Annotated in this window: 18 protein-coding genes; 11 read left to right on the forward strand and 7 right to left on the reverse strand. The window is 67.7% G+C overall.

Features of this window, described 5'->3' with window-relative positions:
• Window positions 1–28 precede the first annotated feature (28 nt).
• Window positions 29–805: an AMP nucleosidase gene (locus RTY46_RS06435; RefSeq protein WP_108754113.1), complete on the forward strand. Its 777-nt coding sequence runs from the start codon at window positions 29–31 to the stop codon at window positions 803–805.
• A gap of 43 nt (window positions 806–848) precedes the next feature.
• Window positions 849–1,388, forward strand: coding sequence for a DUF924 family protein (locus RTY46_RS06440; protein ID WP_108750569.1), 540 nt, complete (start codon window positions 849–851; stop codon window positions 1,386–1,388).
• 108 nt (window positions 1,389–1,496) lie between these two features.
• Here RTY46_RS06440 and grxD read toward each other — a convergent pair whose 3' ends face one another.
• Window positions 1,497–2,423, reverse strand: a complete 927-nt coding sequence (gene grxD / locus RTY46_RS06445) for a Grx4 family monothiol glutaredoxin (RefSeq protein WP_312707286.1) — start codon at window positions 2,421–2,423, stop codon at window positions 1,497–1,499.
• A gap of 59 nt (window positions 2,424–2,482) precedes the next feature.
• On the opposite strand from grxD, the gene RTY46_RS06450 reads away from it, so the two are divergent.
• The gene (locus RTY46_RS06450; RefSeq protein WP_312707288.1) at window positions 2,483–3,262 is read left to right on the forward strand and encodes a polysaccharide deacetylase family protein; all 780 of its coding nucleotides are present in this window, start codon (window positions 2,483–2,485) and stop codon (window positions 3,260–3,262) included.
• A 66-nt stretch (window positions 3,263–3,328) separates the two neighbouring features.
• On the opposite strand, the gene RTY46_RS06455 is transcribed toward RTY46_RS06450, so the two are convergent.
• Genes RTY46_RS06455 through RTY46_RS06465 form a run of 3 tightly spaced genes read right to left on the reverse strand, consistent with a single transcriptional unit; the run spans window position 3,329 to window position 5,939 of the window.
• Complete coding sequence (locus tag RTY46_RS06455) at window positions 3,329–4,039, reverse strand: class I SAM-dependent methyltransferase (protein ID WP_312707290.1); 711 nt, start codon at window positions 4,037–4,039, stop codon at window positions 3,329–3,331.
• A 4-nt stretch (window positions 4,040–4,043) separates the two neighbouring features.
• A complete protein-coding gene (locus RTY46_RS06460) occupies window positions 4,044–4,661 on the reverse strand; it encodes an SGNH/GDSL hydrolase family protein (protein WP_312707292.1) in 618 nt (205 codons plus the stop codon).
• A gap of 3 nt (window positions 4,662–4,664) precedes the next feature.
• Complete coding sequence (locus RTY46_RS06465; protein ID WP_312707294.1) at window positions 4,665–5,939, reverse strand: pyridoxal phosphate-dependent aminotransferase; 1,275 nt, start codon at window positions 5,937–5,939, stop codon at window positions 4,665–4,667.
• A gap of 113 nt (window positions 5,940–6,052) precedes the next feature.
• Between RTY46_RS06465 and rsgA the strand changes: the two genes are divergently transcribed.
• The 4 genes from rsgA (at window position 6,053) to RTY46_RS06485 (ending at window position 12,391) form a co-directional block, all read left to right on the forward strand.
• Window positions 6,053–7,162: a ribosome small subunit-dependent GTPase A gene (rsgA, locus tag RTY46_RS06470; protein WP_312707408.1), complete on the forward strand. Its 1,110-nt coding sequence runs from the start codon at window positions 6,053–6,055 to the stop codon at window positions 7,160–7,162.
• Window positions 7,163–7,301: 139 nt separating this feature from the next.
• On the forward strand, window positions 7,302–8,555 hold the full coding sequence (locus tag RTY46_RS06475; RefSeq protein ID WP_312707296.1) for a flavohemoglobin expression-modulating QEGLA motif protein: 1,254 nt from the start codon (window positions 7,302–7,304) through the stop codon (window positions 8,553–8,555).
• Window positions 8,556–9,006: 451 nt separating this feature from the next.
• On the forward strand, window positions 9,007–11,298 hold the full coding sequence (locus tag RTY46_RS06480; protein ID WP_312707298.1) for a TonB-dependent receptor: 2,292 nt from the start codon (window positions 9,007–9,009) through the stop codon (window positions 11,296–11,298).
• Between the two features lie 97 nt (window positions 11,299–11,395).
• A complete protein-coding gene (locus tag RTY46_RS06485) occupies window positions 11,396–12,391 on the forward strand; it encodes a DUF4274 domain-containing protein (RefSeq protein ID WP_312707300.1) in 996 nt (331 codons plus the stop codon).
• A gap of 107 nt (window positions 12,392–12,498) precedes the next feature.
• On the opposite strand, the gene phbB is transcribed toward RTY46_RS06485, so the two are convergent.
• From phbB to RTY46_RS06500, 3 genes are all read right to left on the reverse strand, one after another.
• Window positions 12,499–13,239 carry an acetoacetyl-CoA reductase gene (phbB, locus tag RTY46_RS06490; RefSeq protein WP_108757118.1) on the reverse strand — a complete coding sequence of 247 codons (741 nt, stop codon included), beginning with the start codon at window positions 13,237–13,239 and terminating at the stop codon, window positions 12,499–12,501.
• Between the two features lie 25 nt (window positions 13,240–13,264).
• On the reverse strand, window positions 13,265–14,593 hold the full coding sequence (locus RTY46_RS06495) for a CitMHS family transporter (protein WP_312707409.1): 1,329 nt from the start codon (window positions 14,591–14,593) through the stop codon (window positions 13,265–13,267).
• A gap of 61 nt (window positions 14,594–14,654) precedes the next feature.
• Window positions 14,655–15,791, reverse strand: a complete 1,137-nt coding sequence (locus RTY46_RS06500; protein ID WP_312707410.1) for a porin — start codon at window positions 15,789–15,791, stop codon at window positions 14,655–14,657.
• A gap of 272 nt (window positions 15,792–16,063) precedes the next feature.
• Between RTY46_RS06500 and RTY46_RS06505 the strand changes: the two genes are divergently transcribed.
• From RTY46_RS06505 to RTY46_RS06520, 4 genes are read left to right on the forward strand one after another with little or no spacing between them, the layout of a single operon-like run.
• The gene (locus RTY46_RS06505; protein ID WP_312707302.1) at window positions 16,064–16,753 is read left to right on the forward strand and encodes a response regulator transcription factor; all 690 of its coding nucleotides are present in this window, start codon (window positions 16,064–16,066) and stop codon (window positions 16,751–16,753) included.
• Window positions 16,746–18,131, forward strand: a complete 1,386-nt coding sequence (locus tag RTY46_RS06510) for a sensor histidine kinase N-terminal domain-containing protein (protein WP_312707411.1) — start codon at window positions 16,746–16,748, stop codon at window positions 18,129–18,131. The genes RTY46_RS06505 and RTY46_RS06510 overlap by 8 nt, the downstream gene beginning before the upstream one ends.
• A complete protein-coding gene (locus RTY46_RS06515; protein WP_312707304.1) occupies window positions 18,128–19,183 on the forward strand; it encodes an ABC transporter substrate-binding protein in 1,056 nt (351 codons plus the stop codon). Before RTY46_RS06510 ends, RTY46_RS06515 begins: the two co-directional genes overlap by 4 nt.
• 60 nt (window positions 19,184–19,243) lie before the next feature.
• The gene (locus tag RTY46_RS06520) at window positions 19,244–19,891 is read left to right on the forward strand and encodes a response regulator transcription factor (protein WP_108754101.1); all 648 of its coding nucleotides are present in this window, start codon (window positions 19,244–19,246) and stop codon (window positions 19,889–19,891) included.
• The last annotated feature ends 131 nt before the right edge of the window (window positions 19,892–20,022 follow it).

Below are 20,022 nucleotides of genomic sequence, written 5' to 3' on the forward strand. Positions count from 1 at the left end.
ATGGCCCCCCCGCCGCACCGGACCGCGCATGAAAAGCAAACAGGAAATCGTCGACAACTGGCTGCCACGCTATACCGGCGTGCCACTGGACCAGTTTGGTGAGCACATCCTGCTGACCAACTTCGGCGGCTACCTGCACACCTTTTCCGAACTGACCGGCGCGCCCATCGTCGGCCTGGACCGGCCCATGGCCAGCGCCACCATCGACGGCATCACCCTGATCAACTTCGGCATGGGCAGCCCCAACGCGGCCATCATCATGGACCTGTTGTCGGCGGTGATGCCCAAGGCGGTGCTGTTCCTGGGCAAGTGCGGCGGCCTGAAGCGCAAGAACGCGCTGGGTGACCTGGTGCTGCCGATCGCGGCCATCCGCGGCGAGGGCACCTCGGGCGACTACCTGCCGCCGGAAGTGCCGGCATTGCCGGCTTTCGCCCTGCAGCGTGCGGTGTCCACCATGATCCGCGACCTGGGCCATGACTACTGGACCGGCACGGTCTACACCACCAACCGCCGGGTCTGGGAACACGACGAGGCGTTCAAGGAACGCCTGCGGGCCATGCGCTGCATGGCCATCGACATGGAAACGGCCACCGTGTTCGCCGCCGGCTTCGCCAACCACATTCCCAGCGGCGCCCTGCTGCTGGTGTCCGACCAGCCGATGATCCCCGACGGGGTGAAAACCGAGGCCTCCGATGCCAAGGTCAGCTCCCAGTTCGTGGAAAACCATATCCAGATCGGCATCGAGGCGCTTAAGCTTATCCGGCGCAACGGCAAGTCGGTCCGCCACCTGCGCTTCGACGAATGATTGATGACGGCCTGGCGCGGCGCGCGGGCCCTGGGAGTAGGTGATGGACGTTGCCGCGCAAGTGGTGGAATTCTGGAGCGAGGCCGGGCCGGCCAAATGGTTCGCGCGCGACGACGCGTTCGACGCACGCTTCCGTGAGCGCTTCCTGGACGAGCATTACGCCGCAGCGGCGCGTGGGCGCGAACACTGGCTGGGCAGTGCCGAAGGCGCGCTGGCGCTGATGCTGCTGCTGGACCAGTTCCCGCGCAACTGCTTCCGTGGCACCGCCCATTCCTACGCCACCGATGGTCTGGCCCGGCACTACGCCATGCGCGCCATCGAAGAAGGGCTGGACCTGCAGCTGGTGCCCAAGCTGCGTGCCTTCATCTACCTGCCGTTCGAACATTCCGAAGATCCGTTCGACCAGGATCGTTCGGTGGCCATGTTCGATGTGCTGGGCGACAAGGAATACCTGCAGTACGCCGAACTGCACCGCGACATCATCCGCCGCTTCGGTCGCTTCCCGCACCGCAACGCGGTGCTGGGGCGCATTCCCAGCCCGGAAGAACTGGATTACCTGGCCGAAGGTGGATTTGCCGGGTAGACCCACGCGATGCGTGGATGCAAAAAAACGCCGGTGAATGCCGGCGTTTTCTGTGCTGGGGTCAGAGCCCTTTCCTGCGGAAAGGGCTCTGACCCGTAGCGGTACCGATCAGTACTTCGGCACGCCGTTGTCCACGTCATCCGACCACGCATCGATGCCGCCGGTCACGTTGAACACCTTGGTGAAGCCCAGGGTGCGGAACTGTTCGGCAGCCTGCGCGCTGCGGCCGCCGTGGTGGCACAGGAAGGCCAGCGCGGTGTCCTTGGGCAGGGCTTCCAGCTCGGCACGGCCGTTGCCGTCGAAGCTCTTGAACGGCACGCCCACCGCAGCGATTGCGCGTTCATCGGCCGGGCGCACGTCCACCAGGGTCACGTTGCCAGCGCGCACCAGATCGTCGGCGTCGCGCACGCTGATTTCCTGCACCGGCTTGGGCGCGTTCGGGTTGTCGATGGCCAGGCCCTTGCCGCGGATATCGTCCACCCAGTCGATGGTGATGCCGTCGGCGCGGCGCGCGCTGGACAGGTCGAACTGCACACGCAGGCCGTTGGATTCGGCGGCGATGGCGCTGTCGTCGTGCGGGGCCAGCTGGAAGTTCGGCTGGAAGCGCGCATCGATGGTCAGCTGCAGCGAGGCACCGGGGGCATCGGCCAGCGCGCCCTTCAGCATTTCCACGGCGGCCGGGGTCACGGTGATGCGCGGCGGGGTACGGTCCGGCGCGGCCAGGCCCAGCACGCTGCTCAGCTCACCGCTGGCGGCCATCTGCAGCACGATGTCGCTGCCACCGACCAGTTCGCCGTCGATGTACAGCTGCGGGATGGTCGGCCAGTCGCCATAGGCCTTGATGCCTTCGCGGATTTCCTGGTCGGCCAGCACGTTCACGTGGGCGAAGTCCACGCCCAGATCCTGCAGGGCGCCCACGGCCTTGGCCGAAAAGCCGCACTGCGGCATGGACGGCTGGCCCTTCATGAACAGCACGACGCGGTTGGCGTTGAGGAGGGATTCGATGCGCGAACGCAGGGCGGGATCGAGGGACATGGCAGTCGTGGTCCGGGAAATTCGAATCGCTCATTCTACGCCCCATGGCATCATGGGGCATGACCAACGCAGGAACATTGCATCGCATCCCCTCCCGGCCCTGGCGCTGGCTGCCCTGGCTGGTGGCGTCGCAACTGGCCGTGATCCTGGTCTGGTGGTGGGCCGGCTGGGCCTGGGGGCTGCCGCTGATGGTGACCAGCCACGCGCTGTTCCTGGTACCGGTGTTCCTGCCCAACAGCCGGTTCTACGCGCCGGTGCTCGACCGCCTGCCGGCCAGCGGCAACAGCGTCTGGCTGACCATCGACGACGGCCCCAGCGCCGAGACCCCGGCCGTGCTGGACCTGCTGGACCGGCACCAGGCCAAGGCCACGTTCTTCCTGGTCGGCGAGCGCGCATTGGCGCATCCGGCCCTAGTGGAGGAGATCCTGCGCCGCGGCCATGACCTGGGCAACCACAGCCACACCCATCCGCAGACCCGCTTCTGGCGGCTGGGGCCGGCAGCCATGCGCGCCGAGATCGAGGCCTGCCACCACGCCCTGCAGGCGGTGGCCGGGCGTCCGGTGCGCTGGTACCGCTCGGTGGTGGGCATGACCAATCCGTTCGTGGCGCCGGCGTTGAAAGCGCTGGGGCTGGTACGGGTGGGCTGGAGCGCGCGCGGCTTCGACGGCGTGGGCTGCACCCCCGAGGGCGTGCTGGCCCGCCTGCTGCCGGATCTGCAGCCCGGTGCCATCGTGCTGCTGCACGAAGGCGCCGCGCATGGCCAGAACCTGGCCATCATCGAGCGGGTGCTGCAGGAGTTGGACGAGCGTGGCCTGAAGGCCGAATTGCCGGCCGCATGACCGGTAGCGCCGGGCCATGCCCGGCGAGCGCAGCGGCCCGCAGGTAATCCGCCGGGCAGGGCCCGGCTAGCGCTGGGCCACCAGCAGCCAGCTGTTGAACGGTGTGCGCCCATGCAGCGGGCGCACCTGGCCCACCTGCAGGCCGCAGGTGACCAGGGTGGCGCGCAACTGCGCCGGGTCCGGGTAGTGGCGCGGCCGCGTGCCCATCCAGCCCACCAGCCAGGCCAGCCGGTCGGCCACCCGGGTGGTGCGGTCGCGCTGGTCGCCGGTCGCCAGCGGCGTGCGCAGCAACAGGCGTCCACCGGGGGCCACGCGCGCGCTGGCGGCCTTCAGCAACGCCAGCTGCGGCTGCGCATCCAGATACTGCAGCACGTCCAGCAGCAGCACGTGGCCGTGGTGGGCCGGCAAGGGCGCCTGTACATCCAGACAATCGAACTGCACGTCGGCCAGGCCGGTGCCCGCGCGCTGCGCACGGGCGATCTTGCCCGCGTCCACATCCACGCCCAGATACGGCGCGTGGCGGCCGCGCTGGCGCAGCACATGGGCGAACAGGCCCAGCCCGCAGCCCAGGTCCAGCAGCGGCTGGCCATCGTCAGGCAGGTGCTGCAGCACCCCGTCGTACAGCGGATCGCTGCCCAGCTTGCCGCGGGTGTAGTAGTAATCGCGGCGGTTGCCCCAGGCCTGCGCAGGCCGGAAGGCTTCGGCAATCGCCCGTGCCTGCGCGGCATCGAGCGGTGAACAGTGCAGCGGTGTGCCGTTCCGTGGCGTGCCGTCCATGTGCTCAGCCGGCTCCGGCCAGCAGGCGCACGGCATCCGGCAATGCGCATGTAGTCCACACCGCATACATCGCCGCCGAAGGATGCAGCCCATCGCTGGCAATCATCGCCGGGTCGTGGCCGTACGCACGGCTGATGTCGGTGATGTCGACGAAAGCCACGGCGTGGGCTTTGCAGATCGCGGCGGCGGCCGCATTGAAGGCATCGGTCTGCGCGGCAACCTGTGCGAGATCGCGGCCACTGCCGGCGCCGAACGGGGTGACGCCCCAATCGGGGAAGGACAGTACCAGCACGCGCTCGGCGCGCCCGCCGGCGAAGCCGATCGCGCGCTTCAGAAGCGCCTGGAACTGCGCGCGGTACTCGTCCAGCGCACGGCCCCGGTACTGGTTGTTCACCCCGATCAGCAGGCTGACGAAGTCAAACGGACCCTGCGGTGCGGCCGCATCGATGCCCGCATCCAGTTCATCGGTGGTCCAGCCGGTGGTCGCAATGGTCTGCGGTTCAGCCACTGCCACGCCCTCGGCCCGCAGCGCGGCGGCCAACTGGTGAGGCCAGCGGCCTGCAACATCCACCGCTTCGCCGATCGTGTACGAATCGCCCAGCGCCAGGTAACGCAGCGCCACGGCTCAGGCCACCGAACGGCGTGGCTTCAGCGGCACGACCTTGGTGGCGTCCTCGGCGCGGCGGGCCAGCACGCGGTCGATGCGTGCGAACACATCGCGCATCACCGAGGCTTCCGGCAGCAGGGTCACGCGGAAGTGGTGGCGGTAGGGCACGTTGAAGCTGGAGCCGGGCACCACCAGCACGCCTTCGTTGTTCATCAGGTCGAGCGCGAAGTTGTGATCGTCGAAGCCCTTGGCGGCGGCGCCCACCACGGCCGGGAACGCGTACAGCGCGCCGGCCGGGGCAACCAGCGAAAGGTGTTCGCTGGCTTCGCAGGCTTCGATCACCGCGCGCCGGGTTTCATACAGGCGCCCGCCGGGGGCGCACAGCTCGGAAATGGTATCGGGGCCGTTTACCGCCGCGTCGATGGCGTACTGGCCCGGCACGTTGGCACACAGGCGCAGCGCGCTGAGCAGGTCCAGCGCGGCGCGGAAATCGCCCAGGCGCGCATCGTCGCCGCTCAGGTGGGCCCAGCCCACGCGCCAGCCACAGGCACGGTGCACCTTGCTCAGGCCGCTGAAGGTCAGGCAGGGGTGATCGCCGGCCAGCGGCGCGACCGGCTGGAACACCGCATCGTCGTACAGGATCTGGTCGTAGATCTCATCGACCAGCAGCAGCAGGTTGTGGCGGCGCGCGATCTCGACCACGCGCTCGAGCAGTTCGCGCGGGTAGCTGGCGCCGCTGGGGTTGTTCGGGTTGATCAGCACGATGGCGCGGGTGCGCGAAGATACCAGCGTCTCGATCTCGGTCGGGTCGGGCTGGAAGCCGTTCTCCGGCGCGCAGCGGTAGTACACCGGGCGGCCGTCGTTGAGGATGGCCGCGGCCGACCACAGCGGGTAGTCCGGCGAGGGCACCAGCACTTCATCGCCCGGGTTCAACAGCGCCCGCAGCGACAGATCGATCAGTTCGCTCACGCCGTTGCCGACGAACACGCGGTCCGGATGCGCATCGGGCGCACCGCGGCGCGCATACGCGGCGGCAATGGCTTCGCGTGCGACCGGCAGGCCCTGCTGGTGGGTGTAGGGGTCGGTACGGCCCATGTCATCGGCAATCGCGCGCTGCAGGTGCTCCGGCGCACGGAAGCCGAAGTTGCCGGGGTTGCCTATGTTCAGCTTGATCAGCTTGCGGCCCTGCGCTTCCAGCTCCCGCGCTCGCCGGGCCAGTTCTCCGCGGATTTCGTAGCGCACTTCGGAAAGGCGCTCGCGGATGGCCAGGGGCTTGGGCGAGGGGGTGGACATGGGGCTGGGCCGTCAAAAGGCATGGGGTTTCCATCCTACCGGAATTGCTGCAGTGCATGGCAAGGGCCCAGGGCCTGCCGTTGCTGGGCTGGCAGGTCATCGGGCCGGTTAGAATGGCGGCGATGACCCAGACCCCCGATTTCAACGCCCTGCAGACCATCGGCTGGCCCTGGCCGGGCCCGCCGCAGCAGGCCGACTGGCAGGCCGCGATGGCCGAGCACCCGCAGGCCCGTCCGGCGCGGGTGATCGAACAGCACCGCACGCATTACGTAGTGGCCGATGGCCCGGAGGCGTCGATCAAGGCCGAATCGCTGCCGGAATGGCAGCGCCCGCGCTTCCCCAGCCATGAGCGGCCGGCGGTGGGCGACTGGGTGCTGCTGGACGGCATCCGCATCGTCGCCCTGCTGCCGCGGCGTACCGCCATCAAGCGCGGTGCCGCAGGTGAGCACTACCACCAGCAGGTGATCGCCGCCAACATCGACACGGTGTTCATCGTCTGTGGCCTGGATGCCGACTTCAATCCGCGCCGCATCGAACGCTACCTGCTGCTGGTCGGTGGTGGTGGTGCCGAGCCGGTGGTGGTGCTGACCAAGGCCGACCAGACCGAGTACAGCGAGGATGCGCTGGCGGTGCTGGAGGAGCTGGAGATGCAGGGTATCGCGCTGCACGCGATCAATGGTCTGGATGCCGACAGCGTGTCCGTGCTGCAGCCGTGGCTGGGGCCGGGCCGCACCGTGGTGCTGGTGGGGTCGTCGGGCGCGGGCAAATCCACCCTGACCAACACCCTGCTGGGCGAGCAGCGCATGAAGACCAATGCGGTGCGCGCCAACGATTCGCGCGGCCGCCACACCACCACTCACCGCGCGCTGATGCCGCTGCCGACCGGCGCCTGCCTGATCGATACCCCCGGCATGCGCGAGCTGAAGCCGACCGGCGAAGAAACGCTGTCCGAGGGGGGGTTCGCCGATATCGAAGCCCTGGCCGAACAGTGCCGCTTCAACGACTGCAAGCACCAGCAGGAACCGGGCTGTGCAGTACGCGCGGCGATCGATGCTGGCGAAATTGAAGAAAGCCGGCTGCTGAACTACTTCAAGCTGAAGGAAGAGGTCGCCGCGGCCGCGGCCAAGCTGGCCGTACGCCAGGCCGAGACCGCGCAGGAACGCGGCGGCAAGAAGGGCAAGGGCCAGCAGTTCCGCCCGGCCAGCAAACCGCGCCGACGCTGATCGCGCGCGGCGGGGTCGGATCCCATTGCACCGCAATGGGCTCTGACCCCTGCAATGAATCTGTCCGCAGCCCGCCTTCGGCGTGTGCCAACCAAGGTGGGCACCTACCAAAGCAAGGGCAGGGCGCTATAGTCCGCCCATGGAACCCACCGTAACGCTGGACCGTGATGTGGCCCATCATGCCGCGCTCGATGCGCGCCTGGTCGAGGCCGTGGGCGGTATTCGCCTGCTGGGGCTCACCAGTTGGCCCGCCACCGCGCAGGCGCCGTTCCTGGCCAGCGTGGCACGTGGCCAACCGGTGCTGCCCCAGGTGGATTACCCCCGCCTGGATTTCAGTGAAGAACGCCGCGCCCTGGAGGCCATCGCCAGCGCGTGCGATGAAAGCCACCCACTGGGGCATTACGTGCGCCAGTCCGCGCAGAGCTGGGATCTGGCCGCGCAGCTGCTGGAAGGACTGGGCACCGCCACTGTCGACCGCTGTTCCGTACAGCTGTTCGGCGCACCCGAGCAGCCACTGCCCGGCAATGGCCCCAGCACGCGCGACGCGGCGCGGCATTTCATCCAGATCGCCGCGGAGCTGGACCACGAACTGCTGGCCCCGGAAGAACAGGTGCCGGTGTCGGCCATCGCGCTGCAGCTGCAGCTGCAGAACGATCTGGACGCCTTCTTCGAATCGCGCATCATCCAGGTGCAGCTTGACCCGGACCTGGTCTCGAAGGCCGCCGCTGGGCCGACCCGAATCCGCCTGCGCACCACCGCGCGTTTCAGTGCCTACGACCGCGCGCAGCTCTTCCACCATGAAGCACTGGTGCATTCGCTTACGGCGTTGAACGGGCGCGATCAGCCGGTGCTGCCCAGCCTGGGCCTGTCCTCGCCGCGGGTCACGGCCACCCAGGAAGGGCTGGCGACGTTTGCCGAACAGATCACCGGCAGCATCGACATCGAGCGCCTGAAGCGCATCAGCCTGCGCACCGAGGCCATCGCGATGGCACGCGAGGGCGCTGATTTCATCGAGGTCTACCGCTACTTCTGCGAGGCCGGGCAGAACCCGGAAGAAAGTTTCGCTTCCGCGCAGCGGGTGTTCCGCGGCGTGCCCCCCAGCGGCGGCCTGGCGTTCACCAAGGACACCGTCTACCTGCGCGGCCTGGTGTCGGTGCACACCTTCTTCCGCCACATGCTCGCGCAGGATCGCTTGCAGGTCTGCCGCTGGCTGTTCGCCGGCAAGATGAGCCTGACCGACGCCATCGCGTTCGCACCATTGTTTGAAGCCGGCGTACTGAAGCCCCCGCGCTGGCTGCCGCACTGGGTCAGCCGCGCCAACGGCCTGGCCGGCATGCTGGCGTTCTCGCTGTTTGCCAACCGCATCCGCATGGACCAGCTGGCCCCAGAGTAAATGGCGTACGACAGCAGTAGATCCACGCCATGCGTGGATGAATCCGTCAAACATCGATAAACAACATGGGGTCGGAGCCCGTTGCTACGCAACGGGATCCGACCCCGTGCCGTTCCAACAGCTGGCGGCCAACTGTCGAAGGCGGGGTGGGTCCGGTTGCGGGGGTGTCCGCGGCATGGATGCCGCGGCCAAGCCTACACGGACGTACTTGCGGCGTCCCCCGCAACCGGACCCACCTCGCCACCCCACGGATAGCAGGCCGTTGCCGTTGCCGTTGAAGTGAGCAGGTGCAGGGCGGCAGCCCTGCCGACACGCCCACCCCCACAAACGAGACGCACGTCACCGCCCGCAGCACGCGCGCCGCTTCGTAAACAACCTTTCATCTTCCATTCGCATAGTGGCGGCGCGCCGCGCGCAGACGCGCCGGTCTTCCCCCATGCAATGGACTCACATGCAGACCCGATACCTGACGATCGCCGTGGCGATTGCCCTTTCCGCCGCCGCCAGCACCCATGCCGCCGAAACCACCGCCGCCAGCACCGATGCCGCGCTGAGCGCGCAGACGCTGGACACGGTCTCCGTGATCGGCCAGGGCGAAACCCGCCAGGTGCAGCGCATCACCGCCGTCGACAAGCAGGTGCTGCCGCCGGGCACCAGCGGGCAGAAGATCCTCGACCGCCTGCCGGGCGTATCCGTGCAATCCAACGATGCGTTCGGCGCCAATGAAGAATCGCAGACCATCAGCCTGCGCGGCTTCGACAAGAGCCGCCTGGGCTACACGCTCGATGGCATTCCACTGGGCGACAACAGCTACGGCAACTACAACGGCCTGAGCATTGCCCGCGCGATCATTGCCGAAAACCTGGCCGGTGCCGAACTGTCGCAGGGCATCGGCTCGCTGGGCGTGGCCTCCACCAGCAACCTGGGCGGCACCATCCAGTACTTCTCGATGGACCCGTCCACCGAATTCGGCGGCCGCGCCAGCATCACCGTGGGCGACGACAACCAGCGCCGTGGCTACCTGCGCGTGGATACCGGCGATATCAATGGCTTCTCGGCGTACGTGTCCGGCGTGCACCAGGACCAGGACATGTGGGCCGCACCGTACCAGAACCAGACCACCCGCCAGTTCAACGCCAAGGCGGTATGGAACGTGGGCGACCATCGTTTCGGTGCGTTCGTGGCGACCTCGCGCGCCAGCCAGGCCAACTATGCCTACCTGTCCAAGGACATGCTGGCGCGCGGCCTGGGCTGGGACTGGAACATCTACGCGCCGGACTGGGACCGTGCCGTGGCCGCAGCCTACTGCGCACCCGGTACCCGTGATCCGGCCAAGTGCGCCTTCAGCGGCGGGGTCAACAGCATCGACGACGCCTACTACCAGAGCCGCGCACTGCGCGATGACAATCTGTATTCGGCCGATGCCGATCTGCGCCTGGGCGAGCAGGGCCGCCTGAAGCTGCTGGCCTACCACCACGACAACCGCGGCCAGGGCCACTGGTGGGCGCCGGGCCAGCCGTCCCACCCGGGCACCGACCGCATGCTGCCGATCTCGATCCGCAGCACCAACTACACCATCAACCGCGATGGCCTGACCGCCGCGCTGTCGTGGACGGTAGGCATCCACGAGCTGGAAGCGGGCCTGTGGTACGAGCAGAACGACCATAACGTCTCGCGCAATTTCTACTACATCAGCGGGCCGTTCCTGGACGATCTGTACCTGCAGAATCCTGACCGCCTGCTGTTCAACCAGGACTTCGACATCCGCACGCGCCAGTTCTACGTGCAGGACCGCATGCGCTTCCTCGACCAGCGCCTGACCGTGGATGTGGGCATCAAGAGCCCGAACACCCGCATGCGCGCCACTGCGAAGGGCGGCGTTGAAACCAGCATTGCTTCGGGCACGCTCACTGCCAAGGAATCGGTGCTGCCGCAGCTGGGCCTGGGCTTCAAGCTCAACGCCAACAACGAGCTGTTCGCTTCGTACGCGGAAAACATCGCCGCGTTCGTGGGCGGTGGCAGCGGCGGCCCGCTGCAGGTGTCGCCGGAATCGTTCGCGGCCAGCGCCGGGCTGGAGCCGGAAAAGTCCAAGAGTCTGGAAGCCGGCTTCCGTACGTTCGGTGAGAAGTACCAGGCCTCCATCGCCGCCTACAACGTGACGTTCGACAACCGCCTGCTGTCGCTGAACCCGTGCTCGAGCATCGAAGTCGGCACGCGTCCTGAGTGCGTGACGCGCTTCATCAACGTCGGTTCGGTGAAGAGCCATGGTGCCGAGCTGACCTTCATCCTCAAGCCCATCGACGGCCTGCAGTGGTACAACGCGCTGTCCTGGAACAAGACCACCTACGAGGATGACTACACCTCTGGCGGTGCGATCGTGCCGGTGGCCGGCAAGATCACCGTGGACACGCCGCAGCGCATGGCGTCCAGTGAAATCAGCTGGAACCGTGATGGCTTCTTCGCCAGCCTGCGCGCCAAGTACACCGGCAAGCGCTACTACACCTACACCAACGACCAGTCGGTGCCGGGCGTGACCACCTTCGATGCCGGCGCCGGCTATGACTTTGGCCCGGGGCTGGGCCTGCGCAACGTGCGTGTTTCCTTGAACGCCACCAACCTGACCAACAAGCGCTACGCCGGCCAGTTGAGTTCGTTTGCACCCACCGACCCGAACGGCACGCGCTACGCGATCCATGCCAGCGCACCGCGCCAGGTGTTCATGACCGTCGCCGCCGAGTTCTGATGCGATGGGGTCGGATCCCTTTCGCCTGCGAAAGGGCTCTGACCCCGGTGCAACGGGCCGCTAGACTACACGCGCCCCTGAGCCACGGAAGCCCCACGTGACCCCCGACGAATACCACACGTCCTGCAGCCGCCTGCTGCAGGACTACCTGCACACCGCTTCGCCCGAACAACGCCACATCTACGTTGCACGGCGCAACTACGATGACAGCCCCGACGTGCTGGCCTGGCTGGCGGAGCAACGCGATCTGGACCGTGCCACGGCACGGCTGATGCACGCATCGCTGGGCGCCGGCCGGTTCGCCCAGTACGCAGACGCCAGCGAGGTGCCTAGCCACGAGCAGGAGGCGTACGCGCTGGCCCGTCGCATCGAGCAGCGGTGTCTCGATGGCTTCTACACCGACCATGGGCTGGACTTCGATCCGTTTGCCGAGGCGATCGATGATGCGTACGACGATGGCCTGCCGTTCGTGGTCGCGCAGCAGCTGCACGATCTGGCTGCGGCGTTTGAACCCGAACGCGGCCCGGCACTCGGTGATGCCACCGCAGGTGATGTCGATATCTGGGCAGAGGTCGTGCCGCCGACGCTCTCACCCGTAGCGACCGCGTTGGACGCGGGCTGGCCGGTCCTCGAACCCTTCCTGCAGCAGGCCACGGCGCAGCAGCGCCACCAGCTGATGCTGTTCGCTGATACCCACACGTTGTCGGATGCGCTGCAATGGCTGCTGGAACAGCCGTCGTTGGCCGCCTCCAGCGCACTGGCGCTGTACTGGAACCTGGGAGCGTCCTGGTATGTGCCGTTCGCCACGGTCGACGATGTTCCTGTATCGCACCGGCACACCGCCGCTGTGCTGCGCAGCATCGAACAACGGCTGGCCGAGGGTGGCTACGCCGCCCAGGGCCTGGGCTTCGACCTGGCGCAGAACCGGCCACGCTTCCCGGCACGATGGCCGGGACGGCCGGTGCTGCGCGCGATTCCCGAGGCGATGTGGGTGCCGCGCGACGGCCACATCGTGGAGGAGTCGGACGAGGTGGATTTCATCTCCGGCCTTCCGGAGGAGGTGGCTACCGCACTGGCGCAGGCGCGCGGGTAGATCGCAGAACGCATCGGGGTCAGAGCCGTTTCGCGCGCGAAAGGGCTCTGACCCCAGGGGCGACCGAGCATCCACGCATGGCGTGGATCTACTGCAACGCGTGGGGGTCAACCCATGTACAAGCCACCATTGACCGCGTAATCGGCGCCGGTCACGTACGAAGCCTCGTCCGAGGCCAGCCAACCCACCAGCCCGGCCACTTCCTCCGGCCGGCCCAGCCGGCGCACCGGCACCGAGGCGGCCAGCCGATCCAGCACATCCGGCGGGAAGCTGCTGATCGCCTGGCTGGCGATGTAGCCGGGCGACAGGGTGTTCACCGTTACGCCGCGCGAGGCCACTTCAGCGGCCAGTGCCCGGCTGAAACCGTGCATGGCGGCCTTGGCCGTGGCGTAGTTCACCTGGCCGATCTGTCCCTTGTGGGCGCTGACCGAGCCGATGTTGATGATGCGGCCCCAGCCGCGCGTGGCCATGCCATCAACCACCTGCTTGGTCAGGTTGAACAGCGCGTTGAGGTTGGAGGCGATCACCGCGTTCCAGTCCTCCACGGTCATCTGCCGGAACAGCAGGTCACGGCTGCCGCCGGAATTGTTTACCAGCACGTCGATCTCGCCCACTTCCGCGCGCACCTTGGCGAAGGCGGCGCTGGTGGACGCCCAATCGGTGGCGTTGCCCTCCGAGGCGATGAAATCAAAGCCCTGTTCGCGCTGTTCGCGCAGCCAGTTGGCCTTGCGCGGCGAGTTCGGTGCACAGCCGGCCACCACGGTGTGGCCGGAACGGGCCAGGCCCTGGCAGATGGCAGTACCCACGCTGCCCATGCCGCTGGTGACGTAAGCGATTCGAAGCGTCATTGCACAAGACTCCTGGAGACGTGGATCAGGCAGCGAAGGGATACAGGCCGAACAGCAGGCCACCGACCATCAGCAGCAGGGAAATGGCGACCGCCCATTTCAGGGTGAACTTCTGGTGGTCGGCGAACTCAACCTTGGCCAGGCCCACCAGCAGGTAGGTGGACGGCACCAGCGGGCTGAGCAGGTGCACCGGCTGCCCGGCCAGCGATGCGCGGGCCATTTCCACCGGGGTGATGCCGTAGTTGCCGGCGGCCTCGGACAGGATCGGCAGCACGCCGAAGTAGAAGGCGTCGTTGGACATGAAGAAGGTGAATGGCATCGAGGCCAGTGCGGTAATCACTGCCAGGTAGGGTCCCCACGCATCGGGAATGATCGCCAGGAAACTGCGCGACATCGCCTCGACCATGCCGGTGTTGTTCAGGATGCCGGTGAAGATGCCTGCCGCGAAGATCAGCGACACCACCGACAGCACGTTGCCGGCATGGTTGACCACGCGGCGGCGCTGTTCGGCCAGGTTCGGGTAGTTGATGACCAAGGCGATGGCGAAGCCGACCATGAACAGCACCGGCATCGGCAGCACGCCAGCGATCAGCGCGCCCATCAGGGCCAGGGTCAGCGCCAGGTTCACCCACAGCAGCCTCGGGCGCTTGATGTCCTCGGCGTCTTCCACCGACGGCAGCGCGTTGTTGTCATCGGAGACGGTGCTGTCCATCCAGCTGCCGCTCTGCGGCAGGGTGACCACGCCCAGCCGGCGGCGTTCCTTCATGCCCAGGTACCAGGCCAGTACCAGTACACCGGCGCAGGCGATCACCATCGACGGGATCAGCGGCACGAACACATCGGCCGGGTCCACGTGCAGCGCGGTGGCGGCACGTGCGGTGGGCCCGCCCCACGGGGTCAGGTTCATCACGCCGCCGGCCAGGATGGTCACGCAGGTCATGTTCAGCGCGCTCATGCCCAGGCGCTGGTACAGCGGCAGCATCGCCGAGACGGTGATCATGTAGGTGGTCGAGCCATCGCCATCGAGCGAGATCAGCATGGCCAGCACCGCGGTGCCGAGCACGATCTTCATCGGATCGCCCTTGACGAAGCGCAGGATCACCCGCACCAGCGGATCGAACAGGCCCGCATCGATCATCACCCCGAAGTACAGGATGGCGAACATCAGCATCACGCCGGTGGGCGCGATCTTCTTGATGCCTTCCAGCATCATTTCGTCGATGTTGGCGCCGAAGCCGCCCAGCAGGGCGAAGATGATCGGGATGGTGATCAGGGCGACCAGCGGCGACAGTCGTTTGCTCATGATCAAGTACATGAACGTAATGACCATGCCAAAGCCGAGGATGCTCAGCATCATCTACGGACTCCTTGCGTACTGCGGTTGAAGAGGGCGGAGGGGAGAGGGAGTGCGTGGCTCAGAAGTCGAACTGCAGGCGGCCGGTGACCGCGCGCGTGCGGTCCAGCGTCACCCCGGCCAGGCGGTCGCGGTTGCGGCTCTCGATCACGTTCACCATGAAGCGCAGGTTGTCGCGCAGGTACCAGTTGCCGCCCAGCGTCCAGGCTTCGGTGCTGCCGCGGCGCAGGTCGGGCGCGCCATCCAGGTGCTGTGCGCCCCACATCTGGTCGTAGCGCAGCGCTACTTCGAAGGCGCCGGCCTTGTGACGGATGTTCTTCACCCGTGCGAAGCGGCCGGTCTTGCGGTCGTAGGCGCGGCTTTCGCCGGTCACGAACCAGCTCAGCATGCCGTAGGCGGCCATGACATCGCCGCGCTGGGCGCCGTCATCGAACGTGGCGCCACTGAATTCGCCCTGCCAGGACAGCGGGCCGCGCACCTGCGCGTACTCCAGCGACCACTTGTTGACGTCGGTGTCGCGGCCGGCGGAGAAATCGACCAGGGTCAGGCGGCTTTCATCGGACAGGTGGCCGGCCGGGCGCGGGCGTATCTTCAGTCCGGACGCGCCATTCGCGCCGGGGTTGTCGTAGGCCTCGCGGGCCAGCGAAAGGCCCAGGTGCAGCACGTCGCCATCGCGGGGGGCCGGTGCCCAGGTCACGCGGCCGCCGGCAGCGCGGCCCTTCACCTGCCAGGCGTCGATGCTTTCCAGGCTGTAAACGCTGGCGGCCCAGGTGAAATCGCCCGGATTGGCCTGCCAGGACGCGCCCAGGCGGTACAGCGGCGCCAGCGTGGTACCGGCGTTGCCGCGCTCCAGGAAGCTGCCGTAGTTGGACCCGGTGCGGTCATCCAGCGAGAAATACTGCTTGAACTGGCCCACGGTCAGCCGGCCGGCGCTGCCGAAGCCACGGCTCAGGTAGACGTCCTTGGCCTCCACGCGGTCGCCGGAAAAATCCGCTTCCATCTTGTAGTCGACCACGAAGAACTTGCCGGACACGTCCAGCCAGGCGCGGCGTACTTCGGTGTCGTCCTTGTTCGGGGTGCCGCGGTCGTCGTTGTCGAACGTGGCGAAATCCAGGTGCAGGCGGCCGCCGACGGTGGCGGTGACCGGCCGGTCGTCTTCAGCAAAGGCCGGCGCGGCCAGCGCAGCCAGGGCCATCATGGCGGCGGGGCGCTGCCAGGCAAACTTCAGTTCCACAAACCCTCCCAGGTGCGCGCCAGGCGCGCGGCAATCGTGGGCACCGGATGGTGCGCGGCCGCAGTCTGGGTTGCGGTAGCTGTCATCGTCCTGTCAGCGGTTTGTGCGGTGCAGCGTAAACGCGGCCGCTACGCCCCCGGTACCGCCGGGCCATGCCCGGCGGAATGCACCCGCCACACGCCATCGCGCCGCACGCGGTAGCATTCGCTTCCCCCCGCGCCCCGTGCTCCCCGCCAATGCGCCTGCTGCTGGTCGAAGACAACCCGGACCTGGCCGATGCCATCATCCGCCGCATGCGCCGCAGTGGGCATGCCGTGGACTGGCAGGCCGACGGCCTGGCCGCCGCCAGCGTGCTGCGCTACCAGAGCTTCGATCTGGTGGTGCTGGATATCGGCCTGCCCAAGCTGGATGGCCTGCGCGTGCTGGCTGGCATGCGCGAACGCGGTGACAGCACCCCGGTGCTGATGCTGACCGCGCGCGATGGCATCGAAGACCGCGTACAGGCGCTGGACGTAGGCGCCGATGACTATCTGGGTAAACCTTTCGACTTCCGCGAATTCGAAGCACGTTGCCGCGTGCTGCTGCGGCGCGCGCGCGGCCAGGCCAGCGAGGTGGTGCAGGTAGGCGGCTTCCAGTTCGACAACGCGGCGCACCGTGTCACCCTGGATGGTGAACCGATCGAACTGCCCAACCGCGAATACCGTCTGCTGGAAATCCTGGTAGGCCGCATGGGGCAGGTGGTGGGCAAGGACGAGATCGGCAACGGCCTGTTCGGCTTCGACGACGAGGCCGGGCCGAACGCGATCGAACTCTACGTGGGGCGCCTGCGCAGGAAGCTGGCCGATGCACCGGTGCGCATCACCACCGTGCGTGGCGTGGGCTATCTGCTGGAACCCACCGATGGCGGCACTGACGGCGATGGCTGAGGCACGCGCCACGGCGCCGGGTTCATTGCGGCGCACGCTGCTGCTGTATCTGGGCGGGTTGCTGGCGGTGTTCGCGGTGGCGCTGTTGTTTGCCGCGCGCGACTACGGCCAGCGTGCCGCCAACCGGTCCTACGACCACCTGCTGGTGTCCTCGGCGTTGTCGATTGCCGATTCGGTGGCGCTGGTCGATGGCCAATGGCAGGTGGATCTGCCCTATGCCGCACTGGACCTGCTGTCGATGGCGGCAGAAGACCGGGTGTTCTACCGGCTGACCGACAGCCGCGGCAACCTGATCACCGGCTACGGTGACCTGCCCGCGCCGCCGCGCCGTCCGGGCCTGCAACCGCAGTTGTTCGATGCCGCGTACAGCGGTGAAACCGTGCGCTTCGTGGTGGTCAGCCGCAGTTTCGCGGCGGCGTCTGCACAGGGCGACGTGCAGGTGCAGGTGGGCCAGACCCGGCGTGCGCGCGAAGCGTTGGCGCAGGACATGGTCAACCGCGCGCTGTTGGCCATTGGCGTGCTGTCCGGGCTGCTGCTGGCCCTGGTGGCGTTCGGCGTGCATCGCGCGTTCCGTCCGCTGGTACGTGTGGAACGTGAGTTGTCGCGGCGCGAGCCGTCCGACCTGAAACCGCTCGATGCGCGCGTACCGCGCGAAATGGACCAGATGGTCGCGGCCTTGAACCGTTTCATGGAGCGCCTGTCCAGCAGCAACGAGACACTGCGCGCGTTCATGGCCGAGGCCGCGCACCAGATGCGCACGCCGCTGGCGGCGTTGCGCGCTCAGGCGCAGTTGGCGCTGGACGATGATGATCCGCAGGACATGCGCCGCAGCCTGCTGGCGATCGAACGCAATGCCACCCACATGAGCCGCCTGCTGAACCAGCTGCTGAGCGATGCCAGCGTGATCCATCGCTCGCACCTGCAGCGCTTCGCGGCGGTTGACCTGGCCGAGACGGTGCACCAGGCCCTGCACGAAGCGCTGCCGCAGGCCGGGCCGGCACCGCGCGTGCAGCTGGCCATGACCGCCGAGCCGGTGCAGGTGCAGGGCGATGCGCTGCTGCTGCGCGAGGCCATCAAGAACCTGGTCGACAATGCACTGAAGTACGGTGGCGACGGCGCGCTGCAGATTGCGCTGACCGTGGAAGGCGGGCAGGCCGTGCTGACCATTGCCGACCATGGCCCCGGCATTGCCGCGGCCGATGCCGGGCGCGTGTTCGAACGTTTTGCGCGCGGCGAGGGCGCGGCGGCCGGCGGCGCCGGCCTGGGCCTGGCCATCGTCAAGCGCGTGGTGGACAGCCACAACGGCCACATCGACCTCAGCAACCGCCCGCAGGGCGGCCTGGTGGCCACCATCCGCCTGCCCCGGAGCACCCCATGATCCGCCTGTTCGCCGCCGCGCTGGCGCTGCTGCTGGCTGCCCCCGTACTGGCTGCGCCCGGTGATGTGCGGCGCTTTCCCGCGCAGGGCCCGGCGACCGCGCAGCTGCGCATCCACGGCACCACCGATATCGAAGTGTTTGCCGAGGTCATCGCCGATTACCAGCGTCTGCACCCCGGCACCACGGTGGTCTACGAAGACATCATCACCCAGGACCTGTACGCGCGTTACCTGCACGACCGCAGCGGCCCAGATTCGCCGGACCTGCTGATTTCCAGCGGCATGGACCTGCAGACCAAACTGGTGAACGATGGCCACGCGGTGCCGCACCGTTCGGCGCAGACGGCCGCGCTGCCGGCGTGGGCACAGTGGCGCAGCGAGGCGTTCGGTATCAGCTACGAACCGGTGGTGATGGTCTACAACACGCGTGTACTGCCGGCGGCCAAGGCGCCGCGCACGCGCCGGCAACTGCTGGACCTGCTGCGTGCCGAGGGCCTGCCGCTGCGTGGCAAGGTCGGCACCTACGATATCGAACGCAGCAGCGTGGGCTACCTGCTGGCCACCCAGGATGCGCAGCGCGGCAGCATCGCCGGCGCGCTGCTGGGCGCGCTGGGTGACAACGCGGTGGTGCGCGAGGAACGCACCGGCGTGCTGCTGGACCAGGTGGCCAGTGGCCAGTTGTCGCTGGTCTACAACGTGCTGGGCTCGTATGCGCAGGCGCGCATCGACGCCGGCGCACCTCTGGCCATCGTCGAACCCGAGGACTACACCCTGGTGGTGCTGCGCACGGCGGTGATTCCGCGCACCGGCGCGCACCCGGAAGAGGCCGGGCGCTTCCTCGATTACCTGCTGTCGCCGCGTGGCCAGCAGGTGCTGTCACGCCAGGCGCGGCTGATGCCGATCGTCACCGGCAACGCACGCAGCGAAGATGCGCCGGGCCGCAGCCGTCGCCCGATCCAGCTCGGCCCGGGGCTGCTGGTCTACCTGGATGCGCTGAAACGCCGCCAGTTCCTGGATGCCTGGCGCAGCAGCGTGGAACCGGCCGGGCGCTGAGCCCGTGGGCGCGCCGGGCCACGCCCGGCGGATGCGCGGCAGTGCCCGTACAATGGGCCCATGAGCGAATACACCATCCTGATCGCCGACGACCATCCGCTGCTGCGTTCGGCGGTGGTGCAGTCGTTGCGGCAGAGCCTGCCGCTGGCCCAGGTGCGTGAAGTGGCCAGTGCCGATGCGCTGGCACAGGCGCTCGACGCCCAGCCGGATGTGGACTTGGTGCTGCTGGACCTGACCATGCCCGGCGCGCACGGGTTTTCCGCGCTGCTGCACGTGCGCGGCTCGCACCCGGACATCCCGGTGGTGATCCTGTCTTCCAACGACCACCCGCGGGTGATCCGCCGCGCCCAGCAGTTCGGCGCCGCCGGTTTCATTCCCAAGTCGGCCCCGGCCGAAACCATCGGCGAAGCGGTGCAGGCGGTACTGGACGGCAGTCTGTGGTTCCCGGCGATGGCGCCGGAGCGCAGCGAATCCGATGCCCTGCTGGCCGCACGCCTGGCCCAGCTCACCCCGCAGCAGTTCCGCGTGCTGCTGTGCCTGGCCGATGGCCTGCTGAACAAGCAGATTGCCTACGAACTGGGCCTGGCCGAAAACACCGTGAAAGTGCACGTGACCGCCATCCTGAAGAAGCTCGAATGCCACAGCCGCACCCAGGCCGCCGTGCTGGTGAAGGCGCTGGAGCCGGAAGGCGACGCGGGCGGGATCTGACCCTTTCCGGTTTGCGGGTCCGGTGGGCCTGCCTTCGGCCGCAAGGATGATTGATCAGCCGCTTTCGTAGAGTCGAGCTTGCTCGACTGGCTCTTGCATCGTACGCACAGCAGTCGAGCAAGCTCGACTCT

The organism is Stenotrophomonas sp. (genome assembly GCF_032056425.1).
Taxonomy (GTDB): domain Bacteria; phylum Pseudomonadota; class Gammaproteobacteria; order Xanthomonadales; family Xanthomonadaceae; genus Stenotrophomonas.